This window comes from Cerasicoccus sp. TK19100, assembly GCF_027257155.1.
Classification (GTDB): domain Bacteria; phylum Verrucomicrobiota; class Verrucomicrobiia; order Opitutales; family Cerasicoccaceae; genus Cerasicoccus; species Cerasicoccus fimbriatus.
In genome coordinates this window covers 1-23,492 of the sequence record NZ_JAPWDU010000001.1, presented here as the reverse complement: position 1 = coordinate 23,492, position 23,492 = coordinate 1, and the positions used below count along the sequence as shown (strand labels likewise).

The 23,492-nt window shown below is 55.4% G+C and carries 17 protein-coding genes; 8 read left to right on the top strand and 9 right to left on the bottom strand.

The features are described from left to right. Positions 1–40 precede the first annotated feature (40 nt). Positions 41–1,627 (bottom strand): ATP-binding protein, encoded by a 1,587-nt coding sequence (locus O3S85_RS00085; RefSeq protein ID WP_269536912.1) that lies wholly within the window; start codon positions 1,625–1,627, stop codon positions 41–43. A 59-nt stretch (positions 1,628–1,686) separates the two neighbouring features. On the opposite strand from O3S85_RS00085, the gene O3S85_RS00080 reads away from it, so the two are divergent. The 3 genes from O3S85_RS00080 to O3S85_RS00070 all read left to right on the top strand — a co-directional run bounded on the left by O3S85_RS00080 (position 1,687) and on the right by O3S85_RS00070 (position 3,948). Next, entirely contained in the window at positions 1,687–2,028 is a 342-nt protein-coding gene (locus O3S85_RS00080; protein WP_269536911.1) for a hypothetical protein, read from the top strand. A gap of 83 nt (positions 2,029–2,111) precedes the next feature. Then, the gene (locus O3S85_RS00075) at positions 2,112–2,702 is read left to right on the top strand and encodes a PEP-CTERM sorting domain-containing protein (protein ID WP_269536910.1); all 591 of its coding nucleotides are present in this window, start codon (positions 2,112–2,114) and stop codon (positions 2,700–2,702) included. A 586-nt stretch (positions 2,703–3,288) separates the two neighbouring features. Then, positions 3,289–3,948, top strand: coding sequence for a polysaccharide deacetylase family protein (locus O3S85_RS00070; protein WP_269536909.1), 660 nt, complete (start codon positions 3,289–3,291; stop codon positions 3,946–3,948). Between the two features lie 19 nt (positions 3,949–3,967). Here O3S85_RS00070 and O3S85_RS00065 read toward each other — a convergent pair whose 3' ends face one another. Then, positions 3,968–4,198: a hypothetical protein gene (locus O3S85_RS00065; RefSeq protein WP_269536908.1), complete on the bottom strand. Its 231-nt coding sequence runs from the start codon at positions 4,196–4,198 to the stop codon at positions 3,968–3,970. Between the two features lie 503 nt (positions 4,199–4,701). Here O3S85_RS00065 and O3S85_RS00060 point away from each other — a divergent pair. Continuing rightward, a complete protein-coding gene (locus O3S85_RS00060; RefSeq protein ID WP_269536907.1) occupies positions 4,702–5,358 on the top strand; it encodes a PEP-CTERM sorting domain-containing protein in 657 nt (218 codons plus the stop codon). Positions 5,359–5,623: 265 nt separating this feature from the next. On the opposite strand, the gene O3S85_RS00055 is transcribed toward O3S85_RS00060, so the two are convergent. Together O3S85_RS00055 and O3S85_RS00050 are read right to left on the bottom strand one after the other, a co-directional pair. Next, entirely contained in the window at positions 5,624–6,565 is a 942-nt protein-coding gene (locus O3S85_RS00055; RefSeq protein ID WP_269536906.1) for a PEP-CTERM sorting domain-containing protein, read from the bottom strand. A 196-nt stretch (positions 6,566–6,761) separates the two neighbouring features. Continuing rightward, a complete protein-coding gene (locus tag O3S85_RS00050) occupies positions 6,762–7,802 on the bottom strand; it encodes a LacI family DNA-binding transcriptional regulator (protein ID WP_269536905.1) in 1,041 nt (346 codons plus the stop codon). Between the two features lie 308 nt (positions 7,803–8,110). On the opposite strand from O3S85_RS00050, the gene O3S85_RS00045 reads away from it, so the two are divergent. After that, on the top strand, positions 8,111–8,902 hold the full coding sequence (locus O3S85_RS00045) for a hypothetical protein (RefSeq protein ID WP_269536904.1): 792 nt from the start codon (positions 8,111–8,113) through the stop codon (positions 8,900–8,902). 283 nt (positions 8,903–9,185) lie between these two features. Continuing rightward, positions 9,186–10,880 (top strand): ATP-binding protein, encoded by a 1,695-nt coding sequence (locus tag O3S85_RS00040; RefSeq protein WP_269536903.1) that lies wholly within the window; start codon positions 9,186–9,188, stop codon positions 10,878–10,880. Between the two features lie 149 nt (positions 10,881–11,029). Here O3S85_RS00040 and O3S85_RS00035 read toward each other — a convergent pair whose 3' ends face one another. The 3 genes from O3S85_RS00035 to O3S85_RS00025 all read right to left on the bottom strand — a co-directional run bounded on the left by O3S85_RS00035 (position 11,030) and on the right by O3S85_RS00025 (position 16,775). Beyond that, positions 11,030–12,883 carry a GspE/PulE family protein gene (locus tag O3S85_RS00035; protein ID WP_269536902.1) on the bottom strand — a complete coding sequence of 618 codons (1,854 nt, stop codon included), beginning with the start codon at positions 12,881–12,883 and terminating at the stop codon, positions 11,030–11,032. After that, positions 12,880–13,269: a response regulator transcription factor gene (locus tag O3S85_RS00030; protein WP_269536901.1), complete on the bottom strand. Its 390-nt coding sequence runs from the start codon at positions 13,267–13,269 to the stop codon at positions 12,880–12,882. The genes O3S85_RS00035 and O3S85_RS00030 overlap by 4 nt, the downstream gene beginning before the upstream one ends. A gap of 95 nt (positions 13,270–13,364) precedes the next feature. Then, positions 13,365–16,775: a mechanosensitive ion channel domain-containing protein gene (locus O3S85_RS00025; protein ID WP_269536900.1), complete on the bottom strand. Its 3,411-nt coding sequence runs from the start codon at positions 16,773–16,775 to the stop codon at positions 13,365–13,367. A gap of 166 nt (positions 16,776–16,941) precedes the next feature. Here O3S85_RS00025 and O3S85_RS00020 point away from each other — a divergent pair, with 166 nt between their 5' ends. Then, on the top strand, positions 16,942–18,081 hold the full coding sequence (locus O3S85_RS00020) for a hypothetical protein (protein ID WP_269536899.1): 1,140 nt from the start codon (positions 16,942–16,944) through the stop codon (positions 18,079–18,081). Positions 18,082–18,362: 281 nt separating this feature from the next. Here O3S85_RS00020 and valS read toward each other — a convergent pair whose 3' ends face one another. Continuing rightward, a complete protein-coding gene (gene valS, locus O3S85_RS00015; RefSeq protein WP_269536898.1) occupies positions 18,363–21,335 on the bottom strand; it encodes a valine--tRNA ligase in 2,973 nt (990 codons plus the stop codon). A gap of 79 nt (positions 21,336–21,414) precedes the next feature. Continuing rightward, the gene (locus O3S85_RS00010; protein WP_269536897.1) at positions 21,415–22,248 is read right to left on the bottom strand and encodes a helix-turn-helix domain-containing protein; all 834 of its coding nucleotides are present in this window, start codon (positions 22,246–22,248) and stop codon (positions 21,415–21,417) included. Between the two features lie 74 nt (positions 22,249–22,322). Here O3S85_RS00010 and O3S85_RS00005 point away from each other — a divergent pair, with 74 nt between their 5' ends. Further along, positions 22,323–23,192: a phytanoyl-CoA dioxygenase family protein gene (locus O3S85_RS00005; protein ID WP_269536896.1), complete on the top strand. Its 870-nt coding sequence runs from the start codon at positions 22,323–22,325 to the stop codon at positions 23,190–23,192. Positions 23,193–23,492 lie beyond the last annotated feature (300 nt).

The window sequence follows — 23,492 nt, the reverse complement described above, 5'->3', positions numbered from 1 at the left end:
AAGTTGTCTCAAGCATGCGACGATACTTCTCAGCGCGACACTAGATTCCTGGAAAATTAAGCCCGTACATTTCTGTGAGTAGTTTTGTTGTCAGCTTCTCATATTCATCGATATCCTGATCGGAAATACCAACGGTAACTCGCTTATGAACTAGCTCGCATCTCATCTTATAAAAGTAATCAACCTTGCTCCACAGAATATCGTCATTCGGAAGCACAGTTTGCTTAACTCGAGAATTAACATCGATTCTGTTGTTAAACAAAGCAGTTAATTGCCCTTGTCCCATTGGCTGTGTAACCTCATGTGCTAGATAATCCTTGAAGGCAATCTCGAGCGTAGAATCCAAGATAATTAGCAAAATGCGATTTCTCTGCTTCAGGTTGTGCTGCTTTTTTATAGTCTCAACAGCGATCACCGATTCGTATGCTCCAACCGTCCATGGTTTCTCAATCCCAACCTTTTTATTTAACTCAGAAATCGTCACCTGAATCGTCTTCCTAGCTTTTGGTATTTCTGGCAATTTACTAGGCTTCAAGTGCTCATCATCTCTTAAATTTGAACATATAACAGTTCCTGCTTTATAAGGCTCTACTGAAGTTTCAAAGTCAGGCTGCAATCTTTTGCTTAGTGCTGTAGCATTTTTTACAGCCGTGTGTATATCTTCTCGTATTGCTTTAAATACTTCATGATTATAATTTAACCCTGTCTTGCTACTATTCCAGGGCAAACGAGCGGCCCCTCCAGTCAATTCGACAATGATACGTGCATTGGACATCCTTGGATGTGGTACTCCAGCTACTCCAGTTTGGAATCCATATTCAGGTGCTTTGGATGCAGACACAATCAGGCGTTCATTACAATAAATATAAACTCCGTAGTTTCCTCCAACTGAGCCTTGCTCATATGTAACGCCAGAAGTGATTTTAAATAAGATTCTAAGGTCATGCCCTTCTGGTTTAAAACGCCTTGTAAATTCCCTTGGTTCCGCGCCAATTGGATATGCCCATTTATCGAAAAACAAGGGATTAACGGTGGCACCGTTGAGAGTTATTTCGATTACTTCATCTTTAATGAAATGTGCATAAGTATAGCATAGGTGCTCATGCAACTTACTGCAGTCTTCTTCTGAGATGTGAAGCCTGAGCCTAGACAGCAGAATCTCTGTTGTATTTGGTGCTAAATCAGGAATTTTGTAACAAGGCAGTAACCAAGTTTCGACCTTCAGCCATTCGTCATCATACTCAACTGAAAAACTTGTATCCTCAGTAGAATAGCGTGTTGAAATCCTTATATCTCTTGCTAGCGCAACTGCCGCTCGCTTAGAGCCAACGCCAAATATGCCAATTGATGGAGACTCCCCATCAGAATGGCTTTGTCCCGGACTAATAAGCTTAGAAAGGTCTTCCTCACGGATACCACCTGCATCATCACGTATCAGAATCGTTTGATCATCAGTACCGATCTGAATGATAACTTTAATTTTTCGCTTAAACTTACGCCGTTTTCGTGAATCGATAACATTGTCTATCAATTCAGAAATGGCAGTATTTAGACCGTAATCAGCAATAATAGAGCGATAAATTCTCTTACTTGGCGTAGCATCAATGATATCGTGTTCTGATTTCATATGAGCTATAGGGTAATGTTGTAACAAGCCATATTTATTGCATTAAATTCAGATCAAAAATGTTACAAGTAAAAAAGATCATTTCCCAATTCACGGGGTCGCGGCCGACCGGCCGACAGAAAGGGTCGGGCCGACAGAAAGGGTCGAACGTAGAATTTAAATATTGGCCCCGACATAGAAGTGGCATCGTATTCAGCGAACGCTCACTGAACCGCGAAGAACGCCGACTCTTTCGCGCGCTTGCGGCGACGGTTGAACACGAAAAGGCCCATTGCTGCGCTACCGTGGACTCGGCGACTTTGACCGCTAGCGCCACCTCCGTCATCCCTGAGTCCTCGACGTACATTGCGCTGTCGGGCTTCGCGGGCCTCGGCCTGCTGCTGTGGCGTCGGCGCTGGTAAATGCTCCTCATGCCGCAATGGAATTTTTACCTACTGCTGTAATGTGAATTGACATTCGTAGTGGCGGGAAATTTGTGATAATCATGCGACCAATACTGCTTCTTTCTCTGCTGTTGGGGATCAACACCTGTCAGGCGGCTTTAGTCTTCACGCTGGAGGAAGTCGGACCCGATGTGGTGTTCACTGGTTCGGGTTCGGCGAATACCGCCGCTTTGAGCACAGGAGGAACGACTGGCGCATCTAGCGCCAGAATTTCAGCGAGTGCAGCCTTCTTCCTTTTTGAAACGGGGACAATCAGAGTATACAGTGTTATTTCAGGCCCAACGAGTATTGGGCCGGGGGGCGGTCTATTTTCCGTCGCAGACACTGGAGATGCCTTCGGTGTCTATGGCGGCGGCGCGGGGATCGTTTACTTGCCGAATGGCTACGTCAGCGGAAGTCCTCTCTTTAATACCGCGACTTTTCCAGGGCAATCGCTCGCCTCGATTGGGTTAACGCCCGGCACGTATGTGTGGACGTGGGGCAGCGGCGCCACCGCCGACTCGGCAACCTTGACCGTGATTCCCGCCTCCGTCATCCCTGAGCCCTCGACATACATCGCATTGGCGGGCTTCGCGGGCCTCGGCCTGCTGGTGTGGCGTCGGCGCAAGGTCAGGGCGCATCAGCGCGGTTAGAGGGAAAGGGGTCAGACGTGAATGGCGCTAAGATTTGGCGATAAGTCGTGTATCATTTCAGTCACCTTGAGGGTGCGACGATCATTTGTTTTCTTGGCGCAGTGAGGTATTATTAGCCTTTGGGCCTTCGTTTTTAGCAACACATCCCCATGTGTTGGACCAACACAACCTAATGGGTTGAGGCATCACATTACCATCGGCTGGAGCAACACACTGTAATCTTTTGCTCCAACACATCCTAATCTGTTGACGCAACATAACCTAATGCTTTTTCGAAAATGATTAGGATAGTTTTCCAAAAACGATTACCATGCCTTTTTGTCACACTTGAGCTCGCCCCTTGCGGGCATGTGTTGATTTCCAATCCACCAGACTAAGGTGGAGCCTGCTGTCCCGAGCAGGATGCAGTGCCTGCGAACTGGCCTGCTGGATGGCACAAGCTCGGTTTGGACACCGGGCTACAACCGCCTCCCAGAGAGAGGCAGAAGAGTGCAGGCATCGTCACTTCTACGAACTTGCCAATATGCGGAGCCGTGCTCAGTTTCGCAGTCTGATTTATGCCTCTTAACCTACCCAAAGCATCGCTATGAAAGTTATCCAATGCTGGGATGACGGCGTCAATGACGACATCCGCCTCATCGAAATCCTCCGCAAGCACGGCGCAAGAGCGTCCTTCAACCTCAATCCGCAAACGCACCATGCGGAGCGTCATGGCGGCCACAGCGAGAAGTGGAATAAAACAATCCAGCGCCTGGCCAAAGGCGAACTGGCCGAGGTTTATGCGGGCTTCACCATCGCCAATCACAGCATGAGCCACCCCTGGCCAACCCGCATTGCCCTAGATGACTGGCGCGCTGAAGTGGTCGACGCCCGCAAGATTTTGCAGGACTGGTTTCAGCAGCCGGTGCATGGCTTTGTTTATCCCTTTGGAGACTGCGATGCGGCCACGGCGGACGTCGTCCGCGAAGCCGGGCATTGCTACGCGCGCACCACCAAAAACGCCACCCCCTGCTGGCCCGTCGACGACGCGATGTTTTTCGCTGCCGACTGCCATTTCCACAACGAGCAATTCTGGGAACGCTATGAGCAGGCTAAGGCATCCGACTGTGGTGTTTTCTACTTTTGGGGTCACAGCTACGAACTTTGCACCGAAGCACAATGGACTGCTTTCGACGAAAAGATAGCCCGCATCACGGCAGACCCCGACGCCGAGTGGGCCGAGCTGCCGGACTTATTTTTAGTATAAGCAGGCTCCAAAACACTCCCTAATAATCAAACAGCGACATGATCTGAGACAGCTTGTGGCGCCGCTCCTCCTGCTTGACCCGACGTGCCACGCCACGGCTTTTTACCCATTGGTCGACGGCCGTCGCGTGGTACTGGAGGAAGCACAGAACATCAATCGGGTATTCCCGCAGCCGATATTTAAAGAAAAACCGCAGCTCAGTCAGGATATCCAGCAGGCACGTGGCAACGGTATATGCTAAGCCCCACATGCGAGGCCTTTCTTAGGCGTCGGCGACGCATTGGATAGATGGTGCGGAAATAATTTCATGGGCGATGGCGAATAAGGGGTTATCAGGCGTGCGAATCCGAGGAAAGCAACAGGGTTGCTGGCCTGTCACCCTCTGGAGAGTGGGCGATGGCTACGGTGATGACCGCTCTGGCAATAGGCCGGTCACCCCCGCTCCTTCCTCCCAGAATTATTGCTGAAACGGCCCATTTTGGGTATCCATTCAGCACTGCTAATTCCTGAGTTTGAATCAGCAGAATTAGCAGCAGACATCCTGTAGCCAGGACACAGTCGCGACTGTATTTTGTCGGTATAGCTCAGTTGAAAACACTCATTAACCAAAGCGATAACCACGCCCCTTCGAAAGAATCATCATTACCTTCAAACATCGTGCTTGACCGGGAAATTTGCATCGGATACCAGATTAATAAATCCTACTACTAGACTTATATGACATCAAAATTTTCTCTCGCGGCTCTACTCTGCATGCCTGCTTTGTCCAACGCCGCGCTTGTCGTCCAAAGCGAAAATTTCGATACGACTCTGTTTAACGGAACCCCCGGTTCCTCACCGTTTGTTCAAAACGTCAACAATGTATCGGCGGTTTTTAACCCCTTCGACAGCGGGCTAGGCACACTAAATTCCTTTACCATTGCCTGGAGTTACACGCTAACGACCAACGCAACCACGGGTGCCAGCGGCGGCAGCATTGGTGCCAGCCTCTCCGGCAGCTACTCAGTCGACACCTTTGGTTACAACGGTAATGGCGGTGGATTTGGCGGCGGCAATGGGCCCAACTCGCCTGTGTCAGCATCCACCGGCAACCTCGCACAAAGCATCACCTTTCTGCCCGCAGACGCTGGCGTTAGTTACGATCCAGCCATTCTGGCCACTATTACCGGCGGTAGTCCCTTTACCCTGACGTGGGGCGATCTCGGCACCGGATTTTTGGGCACCTTCAGTCTTTCGGGCATTAGCACGGCGCTCGTCACCATCGATCCGGGATCCAGTGTGACCCTTACCTACGATTACTCGCCGTCCGCCATTCCGGAGCCATCGACCTACTTGGCCATAGCTGGCTTTACCATGATCGGTGCCGTTCTCTATATTCGTCGCCGGAAGCAGCACGCCAAAGCGGACTAGCGCGCGCAGTAAACTTTGCATTGCAAAGTTATATACGACAAAGTCAATTCGAGCATAGCTACTTGCGCTCAATAAAATAAGCATGCGTGCTTATTCGCGAGCGATGTCATTGGCTTTGTTCAAATCAAAGGGCTTGCGGAGCTGGGCCATCACCAGGATTGCTTACCCTATCGGAACCCTGATGTCGGGGGAGACTCAACCCCGCAAGCGTCTCTTTGATTGAGTGACCAACAAACGTTACACGCTTGTGCTTTCCCAAAAAGTTTTAGCGCCTACGGCGCAGTGCCAGTAGCGGCAAAACCAACCCACCAAAGATCAGCGCGTAAGTCGACGGCTCGGGAACGATGGACACCGTCCAGCTGTCGCCATTATCGGTGACTTCGAAAGGATTGGTGATCGATGCGTCCTTGCGGATAAAGTCATTGAAAAGCAGGTTCTCCACGTCAGCGATGTTCTCGTAGTTCGTTTTGCCGAAGGTCAGCGAACCGAGTTCATCGTTAAAGAGAACATACTGATTTGAGCGATCGTCCCAGTCGGCCGACATGGTGGTAACCGTCAAGCTACCGCCCTCCGCTGAACTCGTGGAACCGAGCGTGATAACGCCTCGGGGGTCGGGATCGGAGGCCGCCACCGTCGACCAGGAAAACGTGCTCGCGAACATCGAACCGCCAGTCACGTTGAGGTTCCAGCCACCGGTATTGTCAGAGCTACTGCTACCAGCATGGCGGCCTTGGAAAATATTGGTCACGACTGAGCTACCCGAGAAAATATTCAAACTGGATGCCGAGCCCGAAGTGTTCTTGGTGTTACCAATGCTCAAGGTTCCATCGACCGTCAGCGAGGCTGTCGTCGCACCCCCATCAACGCCTACGTTGTTAATGGGGCTGCTGTTTGAACCGCCACTGGTGAAGGAGGTAAAATCACCGGTCACATAGAGGGTACCGCTAGTCAGCTGGAGGCCATCGTCGGAGGTGCCGTTAACATCATTCAGCGTAATGCTACCGTTTTGGTTAACTGAGTCACCATTGTTAATGACCGCTTGGTCCGAGCTGCCGGGCACGCCCGAGGGAGACCAGTTATCGGCAGTGGACCAGTCGTCACTGATCGAGCCATTCCAGACAACCACCGCTGCCGGTGCGCTGAGGGTTCCGATCAAAAGGCAGGCTGCGCCAGCGATAGCAAATTGGGGCGAAAGGGTAAATTTCATTGTCGGTAGAATTGGATTAGGGTGAATTTCGCCACAACCTATGCAGCCGGATCTACCCAATCAATGCATCCATTACTGAAATGGTTTAGTAGGACAAAGCGACCGGCGATTTGATTGCCGATTAAGCCATCGCTAATCCCAGACCCCAGCTCGTAAACGAATGCTGCGAGAAGTGAATCAGCTCACGAATACTGGTTTACCGCTCTGGCAAACTGGCGGCCGGTGCCAGCCCTCCAAGCACCCGAACCCGCTTTGCCAGCTCGGGAATACCGCGCTGATTGCGATGCAGTTCATCCACCAATAATTCGGCCGCGATCTCGCCAATTTTCCGTGCGTTTCGCTGCACGCTGGCGATACGGGAGTCCAGGTGGACGCCTTGCATCGCCACGAAGCCGATCTCTTCCGGTATCTTCAGCCCGCGCTGCCGCAAACCCGGAATTAAATCATGGCGGTTCCCCATGATGACATCCACTTGCTTGCGGTTGGCCCAATCGACAATCGCCTCGTAGTCCAGTTCCTTGACTCGCTGATAAAGCACGCTGGGAAACGCGTCCCCGCGCTGCTCGCGCAGTGAATGACAAGCCGCGCTCCAGTGGTGGTTCACCCGGGCATCAAAGGCGTCGTCCAGAATCATCCCCGGGCGAGAGTAGCCCATGCGCTCCAGAGAATGAAAAACCCTGACCAACGTTTCGAAATTATCGCTGGAGACATTATGAATTTCCGGTCCAACCATCCCCTGCCCCAGGCTGACCACCGCATAGCGCTCCCAACGCAGATTCATGCAGTCACTTGGCGGAAATGGCGAGCCGATGAGCAAGCCCCGGATGCCCCGTGCGTATAAGATATCGTCCAGGCGCTGCATATCGATGCCTTGGTTGACCGGATCAAAAACATCGACTTGATAGCCGAGTGCCTCAGCGCCCGCCACCGCTCCCTCAAAGAACTGCTTATTGGTCGAGTGCGGGTCCTTCGCAAACTTCGTCGCACCATAACGCAGGTAGGCCAAGGTTGTCAGCTTGTTCGTTTCACGGGGCCGGCGGTTCGCGCAAAAAGCCGACACCAGTGGATTACGCCGGTAGCCCTGCCGCGCCGCCTCTCGCTGTACGCGATCGCGCGTATGCTGGGGAATCGATGGATCGTTGCGCAGCGCAATGGATACGCCGGAAACCGACATACCCAATGCATGAGCAATGCTTTTCAACGTCGGCGCTTTCGCTTGATCATTGGGCTTGGCCATTGGGGTATTTTCAAAGTTTCGCCATGATCATTCCCCAACAACCCGTCGGTGAAAAGCCTAACTTCATGACGCCCCTTAAAATGAAGAACACGCTGCCATCTTACCAAGCACTGTGGATTAGAAGCGCCCGCCTTCCCCGACTTCTTTAATGAAAAGAAACGGAAGATCAAAATACCTGTGCAGCTTTGTTGCGTCGCAATCATTTGAGGCAATCGCCAGCAATTAAACCGAAGGAAAGCCTTAGATAGAAATCCCTCTCGGCTTGACCTCCCAGCAGTATTTGCATTATAAATATCTCCCATAAGATTATGCGTTTATACCCCCACTTCTTACTAACCATTTCGGTAGCCTGCTCGGCTCAGGCTGCATTCACCCCCCTCGGCACTCAAGGTGACGATCCCAATAACTACGGCACTTTTACCAGCTCGGTGCTCGACTCAGTCACGCTAAACGGCAAAACCTATTCGACTAGCGAGCTCACACAAATCGAGCTGACGGCATTCGCGGGGGCCAGCTCTTCGGTCCTCTTGCAAAATGATGGCGGCCCCTCCAACCCGACTGAACAGCAGCGTCGGGATTTCCTTGAAACCGATTGGCGCGGGGACACAGGCATCATCAACCCCACCATCACGAATGACAGTGTCGCGGCCATTTTCAAATCACCAGTTGTTAATATCGACGGCCCGGATATGTTCTTTTACGAGATCAATTCATCTGGGGCCGACGGGTTCGAAATACGCATCAACGGTGTCCAGTTGACCGTTAACTCCAGCGACTATGGCGACAGCGGCGCGAATACTTTCAACGACGACGTTTTGTCACTGTCCAGCACGCCGGGCAACTTGACACAATTGCTGACCCTTAGCGCCACCCTGGGGTCACCAACCATCACCCAAAACATCATGGGTGTGGGCATTGATTTCTCTGACTTCGGCGTCGCCCTGGGTGAATCCGTTACCAGCTTCACCTTCAACAGCAGTAGCAGCGGTTCTACCGTCGATCCGGTAATCATTGCCGCCGTACCCGAACCGCAAACTTACGCCATGCTGGCCGGTTTGGCCTGCTTGACACTGGCCATATATCGTCGCCGCTCACGCTAAGAATCGACGCAGCAAATCCAGCCGAAGGAGAACCATCCCCAATACTTGAGCATGTCCCATAAAGGCATGCTTTTTTACGTTGGTGACTGGAAAAAGCGATCAGGCACAGCCTCACACCAGCACTTAAAAACCAATAAAGGCATGGGCAAATTGATCATTTGAGCATGTGTAATTATTTGAATATTTGACTAAACAAATTCACATAAAGTCCGTTATGTAGTCTGGATTGTTTAAACATCTTAACATCAACAACCTATTATGCTTGTTGACCTGCATAGCCTTGATGGCTTGTCGGGTGGCTGCGCAGGACACCAACATCGACCCCCTTGCGGAGGTCAGCAACAGCCCGCAGCCTGTTGTCTTTACCCACGAGGAGCTGGAGTGGATCAAAAAACACCCGACACTCACCGTGGGGGCGGACAACTACTTTCCGCCATTTGAATACGAGAATGCGGACGGTAAAGTCGTCGGTCTGGCCATCGCCTATCTGGACCTGATTTCCGAAGAGACCGGCATTAAATTTGATATCCGCCACAGCAACCTTTGGCAGAACCTCATGACCGAGGCCAGCGAAGGCAAGATCGACCTGATGTCCGGTGCCGTGGCAACCCAGCAACGTCGCGACAAGTTTTACTTCTCGACGCCCTATGCGGTCTTCCCCTCGGTGATCGCCACGCGGGATGACGCGCATTTCGTCGGCTCCATGCGTAACTTGATCGGCAAGAAAGTGGCCGTCGTGGAAGGCTTTTTCGAAGAGGACCTGCTGCGCAACGACTACCCCGAGCTCAAACTCGTCACCTACCCGACCCGCCGCGAAGCCCTCTACGCAGTCTCGCACGGTGAAGCCTTTGCCTACATTGGTAACCTGGCCATCATCAGCTACCTGATCCGCTCGGAAAATTTCGACAACGTCCAAATCGCTGCGCCCACGCCCTTTAACCGCATCGGCCTCAGCATGGCATCGACTGACCCCATGCTCATTGGCATCATCGACAAGGTCCTGGCCAACGTCAGCCCGGAGAAGCGCAACAACCTGGAACAGGAATGGATCGCCGTCCGCTATCAGGAGGTAAAATACCTGATCTTTGGCAAAATCGGCGTCGCGATGCTCGTTGTCATTGGCTTAACCATCGCATGGATTTTCTCGCTCAAAACTCAGATCCGCAAACGCCGTAAGATCGAAGAACAAATCATCCTCGCCAAGAGCCAGGCGGACCGTGCCAAGGCACAAGCGGAATTTGCCAAAGCTCGCGCGGAAGAGGCCAACGAGCGCAAGTCAGAGTTTCTCGGCATCGCCGCGCACGACCTTAAAAACCCGCTGGGGAGCATCCGCGGCCTCGCGGAAATGATGAAGGAAGACCTCGAAGCCATGCCTGGCGAGGACCCCCTGCGCACCGACCAAATCGAAAGCCTCGAAACCATTCGCAGCGCATCCGACCACATGTTGGAGCTTGTCATGGAGCTGCTCGATGTCGAAGCGCTCGACAGTGGCGTGGAGCCTGGCGAAAGCGAAACGGTCCAGTTAAACGACGTGCTGAAGGATGTCGTGGAATTCAACACCCTCGCCGCCAAGAAAAAGAATCTAAATCTCAAATACGCGAACCACGTCGAATCGCCGACCACCCATGGCGATCTGGGCCGTGTTCGGGAAATCCTCGATAACCTCATCAACAACGCCGTTAAGTACACCTCCAACGGTGGCGAGATCCTCGTGCTGCTGGAGTATGAAAAGGCGAACAACATGCTCCAAGTCATCGTGCAAGACGAAGGCCCCGGCCTGACCGATACGGACTTGAGCAAACTCTTTGGCCGATTCTCACGCGGCAGCGCCGTGCCCACCGGCGGCGAAAGCTCCACCGGCCTGGGCCTATCGATCGTCAAGCTGATGATCGAAGAAATGGGCGGCAATGTTTACGCAGAAAACCGCACCGACCGCAAAGGCAGCCGCTTCATCGCGGAGTTCCCGAGGTATGTGTAGGGCGAAGAAAAAAGGAAAAAGATTAAAGGAAAAAGTCCAGCTAGTTTGGTTCGTTTTTTTGCCAGCAAAGTAAGTAATGGACGCGATAAATTTTCGCATTCCTGATTCAACTTTTTCCTTTAATCTTTTTCCTTTTTCCTTCTCAACGCCTACTTCGACTCCCACTCTTGCGGAGTGGCGCGGGCAATTTCCTCGATCGTAGTCAGGCCAAGTAAAGCTTTCTTGAGGCCATCGTAGCGCAGCGGGCGGTAGCCCATTTCTTCGGCGGCCTCACGAAGCTCCATCACGCCAGCGTTGGCACCAATTAGCGAACGCATGCGATCATTGACGATTGCGATTTCGTGAAAAGCAATGCGCCCCTGGAAGCCAAAACGCAGGCCATCGTCGTCGTTGCGCGGACGGTAGAAGGTGAAGTCCTGCACCTGCTCCCAATCGTTGAAGAACTCATTTAGCACGGTGGAAGAAGGCACGTAAGGCTCGCGGAAGCGCGGGTTCAGGCGCGGGGCCAGGCGCTGAGCAACCACCGCATTGATCGACGGTGCCACCATGTATGGCTCGATTCCGATCTCAATCAGGCGCACCACGGCCTGGATGGCGTTATTCGTGTGCAGCGTTGCAAAAACCAGGTGCCCGGTCAGCGCGGCCTCGGTGGCGATACGGGCAGTTTCGAGGTCACGGATTTCACCAACGAGAATCACGTCCGGGTCCTGTCGCAGCATGGAGCGCAAGAGGAGCGGGAAGCTGAGATCGATATGGCTGTTGACCTGGCTTTGCGCAATGCCCGGTATCTCCACTTCGATCGGGTCCTCGATCGTGGTGATGTTAATCTCGCCGTTGTTGATGCTCTCCAACGAGGCATAAAGTAGCGAAGTCTTACCCGATCCAGTTGGGCCGGTGACAAAGATCAGGCCATTCGGGCTTTGAACAACTTGCTTGTACGGCGTGATAATGTCCGAGGAAATTAACATGCTTTCCAGGCTCATCAGCTTGCGCCGACCGGTGCCTCCAAGGATACGGATAACAACGTTACTTCCTCTAGCGACGGGGCGGATCGACACGCGGAAGTTCGCCGTGCCCGTGCCCAACGGCATCGAGAAGCGCCCGTCCTGCGGGAAGCGTGATTCGGCTACGTTCACCTTACACAGCACGCGCAAACGTGCAGCCACGGCGCGGTGCACCGCATGTGAATAGTAGCGAACCTCGTGCAGCTTACCATCCACGCGGAAGCGAATACGCACCCCGATCTCGAAAGGTTCCAAGTGGATATCCGACGCGCGCTCGCGGATGGCCAGGTGCAGCACGGCGTCAAGAATGGCGCTGATCGGCTTGGCATCGGCCATCTCCAGTTCACCCATGCTTTCGAGCGCGTGCTCGATGTTGCCGTGGACATTTTCAAAGGCTTCGATGCTTTGCTCGATGCTTTCGTTGGGCGCAAAGTGGATGGCAATGCCCGCCTTGATATCCGTGGGCAGCGAGAACACCGGGCTGATCTCCAGATCGCAGATCGCGGCAATGCGTCTGACCAGCGACTCGTCTTGCGGCGTGGCCATGGCGACCGTCAGCACGTTGTCGAAAACATACAGCGGCAAGGCCATCGCCTTCTCGGCAATTTCGCTCGGGATGCTCGCTACGGCATCCGGCGTAACGATGCTTTGAAAAGGATCGACGTAAGGGAAATCGATGGCCTCGCTCCACTTGCGCGAAGCGATGTTCTTATTGATGATGCCTTCGCTGACCAGGCGGTCCAGCGCCATGACATCTTTGGCGCTAATGGCGTCGTCCAACATTTTGGCCGCCTCGGCCTCAAGCGGCTCTTCCCGATATGCCGGCGGCACAGGACGCGCCTTGGCCCGACCGCGCCGCGCGGTAAACAGGCGATTGATTTCAAGCTGGTCGACTTGCTCATCGGCAAACGCCGAATTACGGCGCTCGTTCTCCACGCCCGCGCAAAGTTCTTTCAGCGAGTATAGCTTTTGGCTGGGAGCAAGTGACCCGTCACTCATGATGAGGTCCCTTCACAGGAAGCAAGTATGTCACGCAGAATGCTCTCGATTTCCTTCATCGGGGTATCTTTGCGAATGAAGTGCGCGGCACCGGAATCGATGCTCGCCTCGACCATCTTGCGCGAGGTCATGGAGGTCATCATCACCACGGTCGCGTTGGGATCGGTACGACGCAGCTCTTGCAGCGTTTCGATACCATTCATCCCCGGCATATTGACGTCCATCAGGACGAGCGTGGGGCTCTTTTGTTTATAAACTTCACAAGCCTCCGTGCCGTTGCTGGCCTCGTAGAGATTGGTGATGCCCATGCGTTTAAGAAGCGCGCGCAGCATGCTGCGCAGGTGGCCTTCGTCGTCGACAACAAGAGCAGAATAATTTTCCGCCATATTAAATAAATGCAGTTCCGGGTTAGGATAATTTTGCTGTGTAGAGTGCATAAATCGTTAACCGATATTCGCTAAACAGCAAGCAACATCGTAACTTAACTGCTCTCTCGCGCGCCCCAATCTTTGGCGGGCATATCGATAACGTGGATGTCCCGCTGGGGGAACGGAATCTTAATACCGGCACCATTAAGCGCCTCGTAAATGCCCTGCTGCAAATCACTCGTTACCCCCAGCCGATCATCGAGCGTGCCCAGATAAGCAAAGGCCAGGAAGTCCAGTGAGCTCTCGTTAAACTGCTTGAAAAATGCAGCCGGTGCCGGGTCTTTCAAAACACGTGGGTCACTCTTTACGACTTCCAAAAGCAGCGCCTTCACTTGGGTGATGTCACTGCCGTAAGCCACGCCAACATTGAGCGTTAGCCGTGTCAGCGTATCGCTGAGCGTCCAGTTCGTCAGCTGTCCGGTGACGAATTCCTTGTTTGGCACGATGAGCTCGCGGCGGTCCCATTCCATGATCGTCGTGCCGCGCATTTGGATGCGGGTCACCTTACCCGTGGTGTTGCCGATAGTGATGATGTCGCCCACCCGGATCGGCCGCTCAAATAACAGGATAATGCCGGCCACCAGGTTGCCAAATATCTCCTGCATGCCAAAGCCCAGCCCCACCGAAATCGCCGCCACCAACCATTGGATATTACCCCATTCAATCATCAAAATCTGGCTCGCCCAGATGACGCCGATCACCACGACGACATACGCGATGAGCGTCGAAAAGGCATGGCGGCTGCCGGGATCGATCGAGGCGATACGGCGTAGCAGGAGTATCTCAAATAACCGTGGCAAACTGCGCGCCAACAGCACCGTGGTGATGATGCACAGCGTAAGCATGCCCGACTGCCCCAGCGTAAGGAAGGGCTCTTCGTGAAAAGTGATCAGCGGATACGAGCCGAGCTTGCGCAGCGAGGGAAAGGCGTCGGCCCAGATCGCGCTGACGCCCAGCAGGATAAACATCCACTGCACAAAGCCGATCACCTGCCGCGTTGAGTCGTCGAGGTCGAAGCCAAACTTCTCCTGCGTCGCGCCAAGCTGACCGGCGGCCAGCTCCTCCCGCTCCTGCTGATGGGCGCGCCACTGCTGGATCTCCAGGTAGAGCTCGACCAGCCCCTTAATGATAAAGATCAGCGCCAGCATCCACAGCGTGCGGAACGTATGTCCCCACAGCATGACTGCCCCCAGCATGTAGCCGCTCACAATCAAAGAGCACAGAAACAGCTGCCAGCACATGAAGAAAATATACAGCCCCCAGCGAAGCGACGGCGTCCGCGTCCACACCGTATCCCCGCGCGAAAGGATGCCATGCTTGGGCGAGAAAATGGTATGCAGCGCCAGCAGTGACAGGATGAACGACGGCAACAGCATAATCCGGGTACCCGAAATCGTGTCGATAAACTGCGCGTAGTTATCCAGCAAAATCGAGAAGAACGCAAAAAGCAGCGCCGGGACTAAAAAGCGTTTCACCGCCATATTAATCCGCACGCAGACGAAGCGCGGCCAACGCAGGTGATTTTGCGCGAGCCCGTTCGTCCCCGTTATCCGGTAGAGAAACACCAGGAAGAACGTCGCCGTGGCCACCGTGGTCGCGGTGTATTCAAGCGCCGCGGCGAGGTTGCCATTAAACTGTGGATCATCGAACACCCAGGCCAGCAGGTGCAGGAACGTCAGCGGCAAAAAGGCGATATACACCTCAAAAACCGTGAGCCGCAAGGTGCGGCCAATCTTGTTAATGCTCGCGGGCAGTTGGCGCTCGGTATGGGTCGACTTTGCCCAAAATCGGGTCAGTGCGCCCAACCCCAACACGATGATCAAAAACACCAGCGAACGCAAAACAGGCCCGCGGACGATTACATCCAGGATCGAGGTAAATTCATGCAAGGCCGTCCCCACCAAGCTGGGGAACGAGGTAATATCTTGCGCCGACATCACGTCGCGGCTCGGAATCCACAGGATGTTCTCCGAGGCATAGTCGCGGAAATCCTCCGTGGCTTGCATCGTAGTAAGGATCTCGGAATCCGTCGCGAGCAAGGCCTCGAAGTAGGCATTGGCATCCTTGCGCAAACCACTGACAATCTCGCGGCTCTGCGTGAGCAGGTCGGTCAGCACGTCGAGCTCGCCGTTGTTTTTCAGCCAGGCCTTTTCCTCGTCCGTCAGCGGGATGCCGAGCGCGGCAAACTGCTGCTCAACGGTCAGCGAATCGCTTAAGTCCTGCGGCAAATCATACAGCTCCAGTTGCGTCGCGCGGACCTCTTCCTCGAGGTCGTCCTGCTCATTTTCGAGATCTTTCTCGTGCGGCAGGCGGCGCAGTTCCTTGAGCATGATCGCCGCCGCCGTCTGCGAAAAGCCCGAGATGCTCACGCGCTCCTTGATCTCGGCTAGTTGCTTTTTAATCCACTCAGACTGCTCCTGATAATATTTGTAGCGCTGCCCGATGTGGTTCAAGTAACCGTTCAAATCCTTGCGACGCTGTAGGAGGTCTTCGTTTTTCGCGGCCAGGGCCTGCAAAGCCGGAGACTGCATCGCGGCCTTGCGCGCGGCTTCGCGCATGGCGGCTTCCTGCTTTTTCAGGTCGTTGGCCCGGAGCTTCTTCAGGTGAGCGGTCAGCAGCTCACTGCGCTCCTTGAGCGCGGTCTGCCGCGTCTTGGCGATCTCCAACTGACTCGCCACCGAGTCCTTGCGCGCATCGGTCGAGGCGATGGACAAATCTAAAAAATCTGACTCGGCTTCCGCCCGTTGAACCTTGGCTTTGTTCAACATGGCCTCGACGCCCGTACCCGCACCATCGGTCTTTAAATCATTAATCTTGGTCTTCAGTTCGTTCAGACGCTGAGTCTGCTCCAGCCGTCGCTGCGGCGCATTGGAGATCAGCGCGCTGAGCTCTTTCACGCGGTCGTTCACCTCGTCCAGTTGCGGAGCCAGCACCTTGATCGCGGTTTCCGTGGCCTCGCTGGTCTCGGGCAAAGGCTTGTCGGCGAGCGCCTGCGCCTCGGCTTTGGCCTTGGCTAAATCGTCGGCGTAGGACTCCTTGCCATTGGCACTTTTCTTGAGCTTGGCCAGCTTGTCCTCCCAGTCCCTCTGCTCCTTCAGCAGGTCCAGCGCGGATTGCAGATCGTTGTATTCCCGCGTGGCAGGCTGGTCGGCCGTCGGCTCCGGCTGCTTCGCCAAAGCCGCCTGCACGTCTTCAATGGTCAGCTCATTCGAATCCCCGCTGACCATACTTTCATCGGCTTCCTCGGGGGTGGCTTCCGCCTCTGCCGGGGCGTCTGTAGACGGCGTCGCCGCTGGCTTGTTCGCCGCAGCCGGCGCAGGCGTCACGGCAGTTTTCAGAACATCCGCCACCGGGTTCTGTGCCATCAGCGCAGCGCTCCACCATAACAGCACAGCCACCAGCACCGCACCACCACGCCAGCACCCCAAGTGGAAATTTCGTAACAGCCCCCGAATCATGGACATAGGCTAGAGCGAAACATCACCTTTTGGCAAACCTTGCGAGAAGCGAATTGCAGGGATACATGGCACCGAGGCAAAAGCCCCTCCGATGTTATATCTTAACACCATGCGCCGAAGCTTATTAGTATGCATTTGCCTACTCCTGTCATTAACGCTGAAAGCTGAGCAAATGGATCCACTCGCGGCGCTGCCAACCCTGCAAAACGTGGACGGCGCACAGCAGCGAGAGCGCGCCATACGCATGATGCGGGACAACTTCGCACTTTGGGCGCAAGACCCGGCCACTCTGCAAGAACGGGTAAATCGCGAGTGCGGGCTCTTCCCCGAAGGCCAGCTATACCCGTATTTCCTCACAGCAATCGCCTTTACCCATCTCGCCGCCAGTGAGCCCGACAACCGCCCAGCCAATCTAAAGCTAGCCGCCCAATACCTAAAGCTCGGGATACCGGTCGCGGGAAAAATCGTCAACGCGCGCAACGACGATTTGCTCAACCTAAAAGACTACGACCGCCAAGCCACGACACTGAGCACGGTCTCCATCGCGCTCGGGCTCTACCTGCGAGCCGGCGGCAAAGACCCCCAGCTGAGCCGCTATCACCAGCATATTAACCAACTGCTGGCCGACGCCCTGCAACGTGCCGATGGTGCCCCCATCCACTCCTACCCCAACTACTCCTGGAATTACGATACCGTGGCCAGTCTCTACGGACTCCGGCTCGCCCCTGAGTTAACGCCCGACATCTCCGTCGACTCACTTTGGAAGAAGCATGAACTTTGGATTGCAAAGTATGCATTCGACGAAGCAACACAGCTGCCACGCAGTGTCGCCGGATTTGGCTATAGCGAGGTACCTCAGCCTCCGCGCGGTTGCGATGTTCTCATGCGCGTGATGATGCTTGGGTACCTCGACCCCGCAGCCTCCAAATCTCTCTTTAGAAACATTCGCCCCGTGCTGGAGCGTGAGTCCGGGGCATTTTATGGATTCGACGAGTACCCGCCCGATATACATGGACCGGAAGACAACGACTCCGGCCCCATTGTCATGGACATGGGACTCAGCGCGACCGGGCTCGCGATCGGTGCCGCACTCGCAACAGATAATGATGCCATCGCAGACCGACTTTGCCAGCAATTCGCATTTCGGGAGCCCCTGCTCATGATGACGCAATACCTTGACCTAGGCAACATACCCGGAGCCTGGTTTTGGAAAGGTGTAAAGATCAACCCGCGATATTTTACGGGCTTTCTCTTTGGCGATGCAGTGATGTTCTTCACCGTCACGTGGGCACCCGTCGGGGAGCCCGGCTAAAAACGACTACCATCGTTTTGATAAAATGATCATAATCGTTTTTCAAAACACATACCGATCGGTTTCGCCAACACATTACCATGTGTTAAGGTAACAGATTACCACGTCGTGGCCCAACACATCCCCATGTGTTGACTCAACAACAGTGGTTATCTTTTCGAAAACTATCCCCTTGTGTTTCGATCACCGCCTACACCTTCAAAAACAAATGCCAACAGTTTCGCGCTGATGGCATCCGTGCAACATCCGCGATCATCCGCGGCTAAATTTCTGTGGGTAGATTAACCCGCCAAACCGGCCTTGAGCTTGCGGAGTTCCTCGGCCTTAGCTTTGTTGTCCGCGAGGGTCTGCTTGACGCCGTCAATAACGTCGGCCGGGGCGTTGTTCACGAACTTGTCGTTCTGTAACTTCGATTCCGCACCCTTGATCGCCTTGTCGAGGCCGACGAGCTGCTTGTCGATCTTCGCGATTTCCGCTTCGACATCCACGCTACCCGCGAGGTCCAGGTAAAGCGTGCCGAGCTGCGACACCATGGCTGGCATGTTCTGCACGTCATCGCGGTGTTCGATTGCGCCAGCGCCCGCGAGCTTGCGCAGCTTGGACAGGTGCGAATCGACCACGGCCTTGTCGGCCTCGTCGGCAACGAGGAAGAAGGTCACGTCGTTCCTCGCGGCCAGTGAGTATTGGGCCTTGAGCGCGCGCGCCTGGTTGACGAAGTCCTGCAACTTGGCGACCTCCGCAATCGCAGCCGCGTCGAGATTGACCCCGGCAGCGGAAAGCTGCGCGCGGAGGTCGTCGGCGGTCGGAATCTTCGTCTCGTGGATGAAGCCTTCGCCAAAGCCCAGCGTCGACCACAGCTCTTCAGTGATGAAAGGCGTGATCGGGTGCAGCATTTGAATCACGCTACGAAGGCAGAGGTCCTGAATCGCAAGGCAATTGCCGCGTAGCTCGTCGGACTGAGCCTTGGACTTCGACACCTCGACATACCAGTCGCAGAAGTCATTCCAGAAAAAGTTGTATAGCGTGTCCGTCGTGCGGTTGAACTCGTAGGTCTCAAACGACGCATCGTAGCCCGCCAGCGCGTCGAGCAGCTTAGCGAGAATTGCGTGGTCGTCGGCATCGAACTTGTCGAACTCCAGGCGGCCAATGATGGACTCCAAAGAAAGGTAGGGCGCAGCGTCTACGCAAGCCGCAACGCTGGATTGGCTCGATGCTTCATCGGACGCACCATCCGACGCGGGCGGCTTGTCTAGAGACTGCGCCCTACCCTCTTGCATAAGCCGGAAGCGGCACGCATTCCACAGCTTGTTGCAGAAGTTACGGCCCAGCTGAATGCGGTCTTCGGAGAAGAGAATGTCCGCGCCCTTGGGAGCGATCATCAGCATGCCGAGGCGGAGGCCGTCCGCGCCAAACTTCTCAATGAGGTCCAGCGGGTCGGGCGAGTTGCCCAGCGACTTCGACATTTTGCGCCCCTGCGCGTCACGGATGATGCCGTTGAAAATAACGTTCTTGAACGGCACTTCTCCCATGAACTCGAGGCCCGCCATGATCATGCGCGCCACCCAGAAGAAGATGATGTCCGGACCAGTCGCGAGCGCCTGTGTGGGATACCAGAAGTCGAGTTCATCGTCCGTGATCAGTTTGACGACTTCAACTTCGTCATAACAAACTTCGCAGGTTCTACCACTTGAATCCTCAGCAAAGTAAGTTTGCTTTTCAGGAAAATCATCAACAATCGCAAGCATTTCACCAGGCGCAAGATGCTTGTGCGGCTTGGTGAGGCGTAACTGAGTCTGACCAGCAAACTTCCCGTCAACAAAGTTCGGCCAGCCGAACACCCCAAACGGCCAAAGCCAACTGCTCGCCCAGGTGTCGAGGACGTCGTCTTCCTGTTCCCAGTTTTCGGGGTCACTGGGGCCGTCGACGCCGACAAATACCTTGCTTGGGTCCTTGAGGTCTTCGTCGCTCAGCGCGTTGCGGTCGATGCCCTTCGCATACCAAACGGGAATGCGGTGGCCCCACCACAGCTGGCGACTGATGCACCAGTCCTGGATGTTTTCCAGCCAGTGGAGATAGGTCTTCGTCCAGCGCTCCGGGTAGAACTTAATCTTGCCGTCGCGGACCACCTGCTTGGCTTCCTCGATCTTCGGGTACTTCATCCACCACTGGTCCGACAGGCGCGGCTCGATCGGCACATCGGCGCGCTCGGAGAAGCCGACGTTGTTCTCGTATTTCTCGCGGTCGACGAGCAGGCCCATTTCGTCCAGCATATCGGCTGCTAGTTTGCGGGCTTCAAAACGGTCCTTGCCATGGAGCTCCGGGCATTCCGGGCAGTTGATCTTGCCGTCCGGCGTGAGCACGTCGATGACCTCGAGGTTGTGGCGTTGGCCGATCTCGAAGTCCGCGCGGTCGTGCGCCGGAGTGACCTTCAGCACGCCGGTGCCGAATTCCAGGTCGACGTGTTCGTCGAGGACAAAGGGGATCTTCGCTTGCGGGAACGGGCGGATGACGTGCAGGCCATGCAGGTGCTTGTAGCGCTCGTCGTTCGGGTTGATCGCCACGGCGGTGTCGCCCATGAGGGTCTCAGGGCGCGTGGTGGAAATCTCCACGAACTCGCCCGGACGCTCGGCGATGGCATACTTCATTTTGAAGAGGAAGCCCTTCTGCGGCTTCATGATCACCTCTTCGTCCGAGAGCGCGGTGAGGCTCTTCGGGCACCAGTTGACCATGCGCTTGCCGCGGTAGATGTGGCCCTTGTGGTAGAGCTCAACGAAGGCGGTCAGCACGGCGCGGGAATAGCCCTCGTCCAGCGTGTGAACGGTGCGGTCCCAGTCGCACGAGGCGCCCAGCTTGCGGAGCTGCTTGAGGATGATGCCGCCATGCTCGTCGCGCCATTGCTTGGCTTCTTCGATGAATGCTTCGCGGCCGAGGTCCCACTTGGTCTTGCCCTGCTCGCGGAGCTTTTTCTCGACGCGGGTCTGCGTGGCAATGCCGGCGTGGTCCGTGCCCGGCACCCAAACCGCAGCCTTGCCCTGCTGGCGCGCGCGGCGCGTCAGGATGTCCTGAATGGTGTTGTTCAGGATGTGGCCCATGTGGAGCACGCCCGTCACGTTGGGCGGCGGGATGACGATCGAGTGAGGCTCGACGCCTTCCTTTTCGGGCAGGACACCCTTAAAGCACCCGGATTCTTCCCACTGGGCGTACCACTTTTCTTCAACGGCTTTCGGTTCGTAAGCTTTGGCTAGATCGGACATGGCTCAAAATTTTGAAACGGCCCAGTGTGGCGCACGTGCGGCGCGGGGCAAGCAACGATTTTCAGCGCGTTAGGCGGACTCACCCCTGCCCGCGATACGCCCGCGGGGCCACACCTTCAGCCACACGGAACACCGTGCTGAAGTAGTTCGAGTCCCGAAAGCCGCACTCAAAGGCGATCTCGGTAACGGTCTTTTGAGTAGAGCGCAGCAGCGTCCGCGCGCGCTCGATGCGATATTGGCTGAGCAGTTGGGAGAAAGTCCGGCCGTGCGCCTGCTTGATCTGCTGGCCCAGGTAATTGGGGTGCAGCCCCAGGCTTGTCGCAAAGGTTTGCAGGTTGATCGGCTCGTGGTAGTGAAACGCGATGTATTGGCTGGTCGCATCGCGGTAAAAAACCAGTGACTGCCCGCGGTCGAGCCCCTCCAGTTCGCCGAGAGACTCATCCAGCACGAGTCGTAGATAGTCGGTTAAAAAGTCCCCGTAGCGGAGCAACTCGTCGCGCTTTTCATCGGTGATTCGCGGCGGCAAGGGGCCCGAAAACGCCTTGCCCGCCACGGGCTTAAGCGGCTCCTCGCCCCGAAAATGCCCCAAGTAAAAAATGCCCACCAGCGCGCCATTCCATGTCGCCGGGTAGGCGAGGTCCCACAAACCATAGGGACAGCAACCCCAGAACGGGCTGTTTTGCGCTGCGGCCCGCTGCTTTGATTTTTCCTTGTTCTGCGCACAGTCGACATTGCGGTTATGGAATTTCGCATGCAGGCAAAAGGAACCATAGTGGTAGAACTGCTCGCCGCGCAGTTGCAATTCTGGCAATCGCAAAGAGACTCCCCGCAGGTCTGCAAAGTTGACCACACTGCCCGTTGCACGGGCCACACGATCCAGCAGACGGGAAAACTCAGTAACGCGCTCAGCCATATAGCTTTGATTTTTAAAGGTATGAGCGAAAGTTCTTCAAGGTAGAAATCGGCGAGATACGCTAGAATACCGGCATGATTGAAACTTCAAATCCCCCCACCCCCGCCACCAACTCGCCCGCGCCCCTGCCCGGCTGCCATGCCCTCACTCAAGAGCAAAAAGACGCCTTCGAGCGCAATGGATTCTTCGTGATTCCGCAGGCCTTGAGCGCTGCCGAAGTGGAGCAATACCTCGCCGTGGTCGACCGCGCAGACGCCACGCTGGCTGAGCATTTCAAGGGCACGCGCAACCCGGGTGACCCACTCGAGCTGCGTAACGCCGTCACCTTTGCTCCCGAGCTGCTCGCGCTGTTGACGCACCCCTCGGCATTTCCGCTGATCCTAGACCTGATGGGGCCCGCAATCACGCTCACAACAAGCCACATGTTTATCCGCCCGCCCTCGCCGCCCAACACCGCCCGCAGTCACAAGCAGATTGACTGGCATCGCGACGGACCCAACCCGCGCCCGGCTGGCGTCCACGGCATCGAGCCCTGGCTCTACACCAAGATCGGCTATTTCCTGACAGACACGACCATCCCTGACGCCGGCGCGCTGCGAGTCGTCCCCGGTAGCCACCGTTACGGTGGTGCAGCGCCCTCGGTGGATGACGAGCCCAACGGCGCAATTGAGGTAAAGCTCAAGCCTGGCGACGCTGTCATTTTCGAGAACCGCGTCCTGCACGCCGTCGGCCCGAACTATTCTACGGTATCCCGCAAGAACCTTTACTACGGCTATTGCTGGCAATACCTCCGCCCGATCGATTTCAGCGCGCAGGACGAAGCGCTACTCGCACAGGCCGATGAATTTCAGCGCCAGTTACTCGGCGATGCCGAGAGCCCGCTCAATTTCTACCTGCCGCACACGCGCCCGGATGGGCTGGCGCTGGAGCGCTGGGGGAGGTAAGCCTTAATAGGGCGTGAATATCACTGGAGGGCGGTGCTTCGTCACCGCCGTCAGCATCCTGCCCCGGGCTGAGCTTGTCGAAGCCTGGACCGATAGATTTGCCCATTGGGCAAATGCTGACTCCAGCGCACGGCGACGACGGAGCGTCGCCCTTCTGTCTTCCTTTTTTGGCATTATTTAGGAAAATGATGCTTCCGAGAATGGTAGAACTAACACGTCGCAGGAAGCGTCATTTTCCGAAGCCGGGCTGGCTCGACGTCGCCCTGGAGCGCATTGGCTGCTCGACTGGAGCCCGGGCGG